This window comes from Mesorhizobium sp. M7A.F.Ca.CA.004.12.1.1 (assembly GCF_003997835.1).
Lineage (GTDB): Bacteria > Pseudomonadota > Alphaproteobacteria > Rhizobiales > Rhizobiaceae > Mesorhizobium.
On record NZ_RZRK01000256.1, the window covers coordinates 1 to 7,468 of the forward strand.

The 7,468-nt window shown below is 63.8% G+C and carries 9 protein-coding genes and 1 pseudogene; 5 read left to right on the plus strand and 5 right to left on the minus strand.

Translation table 11 applies throughout. The annotated features are described in order from the left end of the window. Positions 1-347, plus strand: a pseudogene (locus tag EN984_RS15395) (lipo-like protein); the annotation flags it as partial. A gap of 72 nt (positions 348-419) precedes the next feature. Here EN984_RS15395 and EN984_RS15400 read toward each other — a convergent pair. Further along, on the minus strand, positions 420-1,391 hold the full coding sequence (locus tag EN984_RS15400; RefSeq protein WP_127269743.1) for an AraC family transcriptional regulator: 972 nt from the start codon (positions 1,389-1,391) through the stop codon (positions 420-422). Between the two features lie 175 nt (positions 1,392-1,566). Here EN984_RS15400 and EN984_RS15405 point away from each other — a divergent pair, with 175 nt between their 5' ends. The 4 genes from EN984_RS15405 to EN984_RS15420 all read left to right on the plus strand — a co-directional run bounded on the left by EN984_RS15405 (position 1,567) and on the right by EN984_RS15420 (position 2,917). Continuing rightward, the gene (locus EN984_RS15405; protein WP_127269741.1) at positions 1,567-1,710 is read left to right on the plus strand and encodes a hypothetical protein; all 144 of its coding nucleotides are present in this window, start codon (positions 1,567-1,569) and stop codon (positions 1,708-1,710) included. Beyond that, positions 1,710-2,066: a hypothetical protein gene (locus EN984_RS15410; protein WP_206517429.1), complete on the plus strand. Its 357-nt coding sequence runs from the start codon at positions 1,710-1,712 to the stop codon at positions 2,064-2,066. The genes EN984_RS15405 and EN984_RS15410 overlap by 1 nt, the downstream gene beginning before the upstream one ends. Continuing rightward, entirely contained in the window at positions 2,059-2,577 is a 519-nt protein-coding gene (locus EN984_RS15415) for a hypothetical protein (RefSeq protein WP_127269739.1), read from the plus strand. Before EN984_RS15410 ends, EN984_RS15415 begins: the two co-directional genes overlap by 8 nt. A 118-nt stretch (positions 2,578-2,695) precedes the next feature. After that, positions 2,696-2,917 carry a hypothetical protein gene (locus tag EN984_RS15420; protein WP_164775720.1) on the plus strand — a complete coding sequence of 74 codons (222 nt, stop codon included), beginning with the start codon at positions 2,696-2,698 and terminating at the stop codon, positions 2,915-2,917. 128 nt (positions 2,918-3,045) lie between these two features. Here the strand turns inward: EN984_RS15420 and EN984_RS15430 are convergent, their stop codons facing one another. The 4 genes from EN984_RS15430 to EN984_RS15445 all read right to left on the minus strand — a co-directional run. Continuing rightward, a complete protein-coding gene (locus tag EN984_RS15430; RefSeq protein WP_127267182.1) occupies positions 3,046-4,422 on the minus strand; it encodes an adenylate/guanylate cyclase domain-containing protein in 1,377 nt (458 codons plus the stop codon). Between the two features lie 339 nt (positions 4,423-4,761). Continuing rightward, a complete protein-coding gene (locus tag EN984_RS15435; protein WP_127267183.1) occupies positions 4,762-6,495 on the minus strand; it encodes a SulP family inorganic anion transporter in 1,734 nt (577 codons plus the stop codon). 69 nt (positions 6,496-6,564) lie between these two features. Then, on the minus strand, positions 6,565-6,843 hold the full coding sequence (locus tag EN984_RS15440; protein ID WP_127267184.1) for a helix-turn-helix transcriptional regulator: 279 nt from the start codon (positions 6,841-6,843) through the stop codon (positions 6,565-6,567). A 245-nt stretch (positions 6,844-7,088) separates the two neighbouring features. Beyond that, positions 7,089-7,468 (minus strand): phosphatase PAP2 family protein (locus EN984_RS15445; RefSeq protein WP_164765484.1); only part of this gene is annotated, 380 nt, incomplete at its 5' end.

The following is a 7,468-nucleotide window of genomic DNA, read 5'->3' on the forward strand; positions in this document are numbered from 1 at the left end:
TGCCCACACCGCCGGTGCCGGTGCGCTGGCGCCGCCGCATGCTGGCCTTCGGCTCCGGCGACCCGACACGGGCGATCTGCTCGACGCTGATCGCCGAGGCCTATGGCCAGATCCGCTATCCGATCCTGCCCGAAATCACCCGTGCGCCCGGCCGAGCCTCCGCGCAGTCGAACTATTCGCGCAAGGAAATCCTGCACATCCGCCACCACTCGCTCTACACGCCGCGCGATTTCGACCTGTCGCCCTATTTCCGCATCGTCAAACCGACGCTGGAATATGGTTTCGACTACCGGCAGATGGTCTGGGACGACAAGGTTGCCGATCCCGGGGCAAAGGCCGCCGAATAGACGCGATCAAATGAGTCCAACAGCATGGACGGCACGGCACGGGAGCGCGGCCCGGCAGGCGGCGCTTTGGCGTCAGTGCTTGCAAGCCGCAACGCGCACGTCCGAGGGAGTGGCGTCATAACGGCGGCGGAACGCCCGGTTGAAATAGGAAAGATCGTTGAAGCCGGCCTCGTAGGCGATCGCGGTGATGCTGCGTCCGGCATGGCGCGGATCGCCAAGCATGCGATGGGCACGCGCCAGCCGCTGGTTCATCATGAAATCAATCAAGGATGTGCCATCGCTCTCGAACAGCTTGCGGACATAGCGGGCCGACAGTCCGTGGCGGGCGGCGACGTCCCGCGCCGACAGGTCGACATGGCCACCATGCGCGACGATATCGGCCTTGATGGCGCGCAAGCGGGCAACGCTGACGCCACGGCCGCGTGCGATCTGGGCCGCATCCCTGGTCGCGCCCATGGCGAGTGCGGCAAGGTCGAAGACATGCGTCGCCGCAAGGTGACAGGCCTCCGCAGTCAACTCGTCTCCGACCTCCTGGATCGAGTTGATATAGTCGAGCAACAGCCGCATCGCCCCGCTTTGGGTCGGCAAGGGCCGCATAAGGACCGCTGCCGGATCGCCGATCAGAGGCGAAAGCTGCTTGCGCGAAAAACTCAGATTGATGAAGCGGAACCCGCCGGCGCCGATCAGGTTGAGGCCAACCTCGTCACCGCTCATCATCAGCGCCTGGCCGTTGCCGACCGCCTCCTCGCGGCCGCGGTGCTTCATCACGCTGCCCCCATCGAGGGCCGCCAGAAGAACGAAGTCGTCGTTGTCGATCAGCGACGATGTGCGATGCACCCGGAATTCCGATGAGCTGCCGGTGGCGATGCCGAGGCCCGGCAACGCGCGCACCCGCATGTCGATCTGCGCCGGCGCAAGCGGATCGAGGTCCACCCTCAGAACCGTGCGGCCGTAAACCTCGCGCGTAATCTCGACGCGATCCCGCTCCGGAAACATCTCCGTCGCCAGCCTGAACGAAGCTGACGGCCCCATCGTCGCAGTCATCGACACCCCCATGCCAAGAGCGCGGTCATATGCGCCGCGGCCTGCAAAACGTCAATACCGGGCCGTTTTGGCCGCTTTCAGTGCCGTTCTGTCCAAGCTGTCCCCCTTCGATGCCCCTAGTTTGCGGCGCGATTCCGAAACCGGAACCGTATTGGCGGCAATCCAAGGGGGCACGATGTTTCATTTGCAACTGTTCAAGACGCTGTCGGCACTGGCCGCGGCGGGCTTCAATCCGCGTGCCTATCTGCTGTCGATCTCGTTGGGCAACACGGTGACCGATCACCGCGAGGTCAAGCTGCCGCCGCGCGCTGCCCGATGATGAGCAGCACCATGAAAAAAAGCATTTTCGTGGCCCTGACCATTGCCCTGGCGGGCTGCCAAACGGGCCAGGCCGACAGCAACACGGCATTGATCGCGAGCGCGGCCGGCAGCAACAAGGCCCGGAACGAACCATCGACGGAAACCGCCTGCGCCGAGGCCGCCAAGAAGGCGGCGAAGGCGCAGACCAATGCGGCTCTGCTCGGCGGTGTCCTGTCGATGGCGGGGGGTCTTGGCGGTCTGGCTGGCAATGGTGGGGTCATTGCCGGCCAGGCCGCCTCGATCGGCGGCTCGGTTCTGCAGTCCCAGGCGACGAGCAGTGCCCGGGCCGGCGTTGTGGAGGACTGTTATGGCTGAGCGGCGTTTCGCAGCCATGCGCCGGCTAGCCGGCGCGCTCGCACTTGCCGGCATGATGTTCGACAGCCCGCATGCCTTGGCGCTGACAGCGCGGGATGCGTCGGCGGTCGTCGGCCTGATCGAGGCCTTGCAGCCCGAATTCGGTCAGTTCGCCTATGACGAGGAGATCGCCGCCGACTGGTATGAGCGCGATGCGGCGGACAAGGGCTTGATCGGCACAGCCGGCTTCACCGCCGACAGCTGGAAGGTCGCGCTTGGCGAGACCATGCGCGGGTTCCTGGCGACGATGTCGGCCGCAGAACTCGATGCCATTTTCGCCAAGCTCAGGGGTGCCATATCCGGCATGAGGGAGCTGACCGACGCACAGAAGTCAGAGACCATCTCGGCCATCGACGAAGAGGTCGAAGGATTGATGGCTTTGCGGGCCGAGGGCGACCCCTTCGCCGATGTCGTCAGGCCGCTGACGCCAAAAATCCGCAGCCTCATCCTCGGCCCGGCGATGGGGCGATAGGATGTTGGGCAACAGCAAACGGGTGGCGGGAAAAGCAACTCCGAGCGGGAGCCTCGAGGCCGAACATCGCGGCATTTTCCCAGCCACGGCACGTGTCAGGCGGGGCAGCCCGATCGCAATGCTTATCTGCCTGCTGGCTTCCAGCTGCAGCCAGACGGACTCGCCGGAAGGTCTTGGCGAAGCCCTGGCTGCAGTCGAGGCGACCAGAAAAATGCAGGATTGCCGGGCGCGCATGAACGAGACCGCCGGGCAGATGAAGATGATGGGCGCGGTCAATGGCGCCGTCGGCACCGCCGGGGCCGTGCGCGGCAAGCTCAGCCGCCAGATGCAATCATGCTGAGACGATTTCGCACTCCTCGAGATCGCGCAGATAGAGGAACATCGACGCCTCGCTCAGTGCCTGCGAGCGCATGATGCCTTCAGGCGTGAACTTTCCGGCAGATGCAGGCGTTTCACATGGCGGCTATATCACGCCGAAACCGAAACAGCACCCTGGTTTTCGGCTCTGTGTTCGACCCAGACATGGACCGGTTCATCCCGACCGCGGATGCTCACCGGCCCATGATCGCGCGCATTCAACTGTGTCGTGGGCGATTCCGCCTTCGCGGCTTCTATCAGTCGTGACCCAAAGCAAATGTTTGCCTGAAGTTCACGGCAAAGCGCCTGCAAACGGCTGGCGACGTTGACGGTGTCGCCCACCACCGCGAAGGAAAGATTGCGCTCGCTGCCGACCGCACCGATGACGACTGCGCCATATTGTGCACCGATCCGAACGTCCAGCGACGGGTATCCCCTGGACACCCGCTGCACATTCCAGTCTTCGAGAGCGGCGATCATCGCTTCAGCGCACTGGATGGCTCGGGTTGCGTCGTTATGGCTGGCTTGCGGAACCCCGAATGTGGCCATGATGCAATCGCCGATATAGTTGTCGACGGTGCCATGGTGGTCGAAAACGACCTGCTCCATGCGACGGTGGAACTGACGCAGAAGTTCGAACACTGCTTCGGCCGGATGATCCTCGGAATAGTGTGTGAAGCCGACGATGTCGGCGAACAGTACCGCGATATCCTGCCGGCGGACCGGACCGAAGGGCTCGTCATCCGCGGCGAGCTGGTCGACGACATTTGGCGAAAAATGCCGGGCGAGATTGGCGCGGGCGCGCTCTGCCTTGACATAGTCTTCCGACAGATGTCGAGAACGAGAGACGACCAACGCCATGATCGCGCCGATAATCAGCACAACCAACACGTTGGTCGCCTGCGCGAATGTGTCGACGAAATTGGGATTGAGATAGAGGTTCAGTCGCTCTGTCGTCGGCAGCGAATAGAGGTTCGTCGCCGGAAGGACGGTTCCCGCATGAAGAATCACCCATCCCACCCCGATCGTCCACGTCAAGGCTGCGAGCGCTCCGAGATAGAGCGCCAATCGGGTCGAAAGGGTCAGCGCGCCAAGGCACACGAAAATCAACAGGAATTTGAAGCTGCCTTCGCGCAGTTGCATCGCGGCCGGCGCGACCTCCGGGGAAAACGGGTTGGGCGTTACCAGCAGAACGGTCAACAGAACGATGTCCAGCGTGCCTACGAGATAACCGATCCACCATGGCGCGTTGCGACGGCGCGCAAAGCGAAACTGGATCAGGCCGACGAGCTGGAACAACATGAGGCCCGCCAGCACGAAGAGCAGAGAGGCATCCCAGCGGCTGATTAATGAAAAGAAGCAGGAGATCACGGCGAGCGATGCCGTACGCGCCCAGAACTGCAATGCAGCACCTTGGCGTTCTGCGCGCTCTCGCAAATTTCTCAGCCGTGAATAGCGGCGAAGTTCAAGTGTTGGCGCGGTCGGCATAGGATCACTTCGATTTCGCGGGGACGTGTCACGCATTTGGCAAACCCGCCTTCTACTGGCAAATCAGTGCGCGAACTCTACCATGATTGCGGTTTCATTTTTGAAACGCGGCTGCAAAGAGTAAAATGTCCGGACAAAGGACCACGGTGAAAGCTGAAGCAGGATAGGCGGAGGCTTCCCTGTTCAGGTCACGAAGATTGGTGGCATTCGACGCCGCCGCGAAGCGACTTTCCTTGCATCTGGGACTAAAGTGAGCCCGCTCGCCTAAAGCGTGCTCCCCGCTTGCTTGAGATCAAAAAGTTGACGTTCAGGCGACCGCCGGCCGGCAAATCCCGGCCCCTACCGCACCTCGATCTTGCCTTTCAGCTGCGCCCGCGCCTCCTCGATCGACGCTGCATAGGTCACCAGCGGACGCTTCACGCCGTGGTTGATCAGCATGCGCCGGATCTGCGGCGCGGCGCCTGATATGATGAAGCGGACGCTGGCGCGCCTGGCCTTGTGGGCGGCGCCCTCGATGACGTTGGCCGCCGTCGAATCGAAGAACGGTACGGCCGAGCAGTCGAGGATGAAGTTCCTGCGCTGGTCGGCGATGCGGTCGAGTACGGTGCCGACGGTCGATGCCGCGCCGAAGAAGAAGGCGCCCGAGATGCGGTAGACCACGGTGTCGGCGTCGGTCGCCTCGCTGGCATCGTAGGCGTTGGCGCTGTCGGCGACATCCTCCTGCACCAGCGGCTGATCGGCCTCGACCGCAATCGACTTGGCCATGCGGTCGATGAACAGGATCGAGCCCAGCACGAAGCCGACGACGATGCCTTCGGTGAGATCGCGGAAGATGACGAGCAGAAAGGTCGCCATCAGCACCAGCGCATCGCCGCGCGAGGCACGCAGCAAGGTGGCGAAGGCCTGCTTCTCGAACATGTTCCAGCACACGACCGCCAGCACGCCAGCCAGGGCTGCGAGCGGGATGTAGCTGGCGAGCGGCGCCGCCACCAGCATCAAAGCGAGCAGGATGGCGGAGTGGACGATGCCCGAAACCGGTCCGTGGGCGCCGGCCCGCACATTGGTCGCGGTGCGGGCGATGGTGCCGGTGGCGCAGATGCCGCCGAACAGGGCGGACGCGATGTTGGCGAAGCCTTGCGCCACCAGTTCGCAGTTGGAACGATGCCGCCGGCCCGTCATCCCGTCGGCGACCACCGCCGACAGCAGCGATTCGATCGCGCCGAGCAGGGCAAAGGCAATGGCATCCGGCAGCACGTCAATCATCCTGCCCAGGCTGATCGGCGGCAGAGCGGGCATTTGCAGGCTACGCGGGATGCCGCCAAAGCGAGTGCCTATCGTCTCCGCCGGCAGCGAGAGAAGCGCCACGACCAGCGATGCCAGCCCGATGGCGATGAGCATGGCAGGCCATGTCGGCCGCCAGCGCTTCAGGCCGGCGATGGTGAAGATGGTCAACACCGCCACGAAGGTCGCCGCAAGATTGATGGTGCCGGCCGCCTCACCGACCGCGATCAACTTCGGCACCAGCGGGCCCGGCTCCCTGCCGGCAAGCTTCAACCCGAACAGTTCGACGATCTGTCCTGAAAAGATGATGACGGCGATGCCGGCGGTGAAGCCGACCGTCACCGGATAGGGAATGAACTTGATGTAGGTGCCGAGGCGGAGATAGCCCATGGCGAGCAGGAAGACCCCTGCCATCATCGTTGCCAACAGCAGTCCATCGATGCCGACCCGGGCAACCGTCGCGGCCACCAGCACGATGAAGGCGCCGGCCGGACCACCGATCTGGAAGCGGCTGCCGCCGAGCGCCGAAATGATGAAGCCGCCGACGATCGAGGTGTAGAGGCCGCGCTCGGGCGTCACGCCCGAGGCGATGGCGATCGCCATCGACAAGGGCAGCGCGACGATGGCGACCGTCAGCCCGGCAATGGCGTCCGCCTTGAAGTCGGCGAACGTGTAGCCCTCGCGCCAGACCGTCACCAGCTTCGGCGTGAACAATTCGGAAAATGTCGGTTTTACCGGCCTATGGGCCGACCTGTGGGCCGGTTGATGCACTGCCCGCTGCGTCTGATCCATGGACTGCCTTTCGCACCCTGAAAGGCGGCGGGATCGTCGGCAGGGCTGTCGGCGGTCGCCGTCGCGACTTTATGCCGGCTCAGCCTTGGGATCCCGCGGCACGGCAGCCTTGAGGCGCACGCCCCGGCCGCCGCGCTCGCTGGTCTGGTTCTCGCCGATCAGCTCCACCCCGGCCTCGTCGAGAGCCTGGATGACCTTCATCAGCGTGTCGACCACGCCCCTGACCACGCCATCGCTCGCCTCCATGCGCTGGATGGTTGGAAGCGAAACGCCGGCGCGCTCGGCGAGCGTCTTCTGATCGATGCCGGCCAGCGCCCTTGCGGCGCGCATCTGCGCGGCAGTGATCATCGGCCGGAATCCCCGTCTGAGTCTGCAGGAATAAGGTATAATACTATCATTGTGATGTTTCAAGCATTAGGATGAACGTCTGAGGCGTAAAGGGGCGGCTGACCGATCATTCAGATACTTCCCGGGATTGTGCCTAGGGTGTCCATCTAGGCAGGGGGTAACGCGGTTGAATTCTTCAAGACCTTCATGACCTGGGCGGCCTTGCTGTCGGTGGGCTGCGGGCACGGGCTGATCGACCGGCTGATCTAGTCTCCAGTCTCGCTGTCGCCGTTCAGGCGCTGCCCGCGCCATCGCTGCCACGCCCGGGCAGCGAGCCAGCACAGCATCGCCCAGACGAAGCCGGCGCACCAGCCGGCAAGCACATCCGATGGCCAGTGGACGCCAAGATAGATGCGGCTGATGCCGACCAGCAGCGTCGTCAGCACCGCCAGCGACAGCACATAGATCTTCGTCGTTCGACCGGGCAGGAAGCGTGCCGCCAGCGCGCCGAGCGTCAGATAGGTCACGGCCGACAGCATGGCGTGGCCGCTCGGAAAAGACAGCGTCGTTTCGTTGACGAGATGCGAGACGAGTTCGGGGCGCGGCCGGTCGATGCCGGCTTTCAGCAGGCTCGACAGCACCTGAC

Bases quoted from the DNA above. Each gene is read 5' to 3' on its own strand.
- EN984_RS15400 (WP_127269743.1), bottom strand. From the start codon at position 1,391: ATGACTGCGACGATGGGGCCGTCAGCTTCGTTCAGGCTGGCGACGGAG.
- EN984_RS15405 (WP_127269741.1), top strand. From the start codon at position 1,567: ATGTTTCATTTGCAACTGTTCAAGACGCTGTCGGCACTGGCCGCGGCG.
- EN984_RS15410 (WP_206517429.1), top strand. From the start codon at position 1,710: ATGAGCAGCACCATGAAAAAAAGCATTTTCGTGGCCCTGACCATTGCC.
- EN984_RS15415 (WP_127269739.1), top strand. From the start codon at position 2,059: ATGGCTGAGCGGCGTTTCGCAGCCATGCGCCGGCTAGCCGGCGCGCTC.
- EN984_RS15420 (WP_164775720.1), top strand. From the start codon at position 2,696: ATGCTTATCTGCCTGCTGGCTTCCAGCTGCAGCCAGACGGACTCGCCG.
- EN984_RS15430 (WP_127267182.1), bottom strand. From the start codon at position 4,422: ATGCCGACCGCGCCAACACTTGAACTTCGCCGCTATTCACGGCTGAGA.
- EN984_RS15435 (WP_127267183.1), bottom strand. From the start codon at position 6,495: ATGGATCAGACGCAGCGGGCAGTGCATCAACCGGCCCACAGGTCGGCC.
- EN984_RS15440 (WP_127267184.1), bottom strand. From the start codon at position 6,843: ATGATCACTGCCGCGCAGATGCGCGCCGCAAGGGCGCTGGCCGGCATC.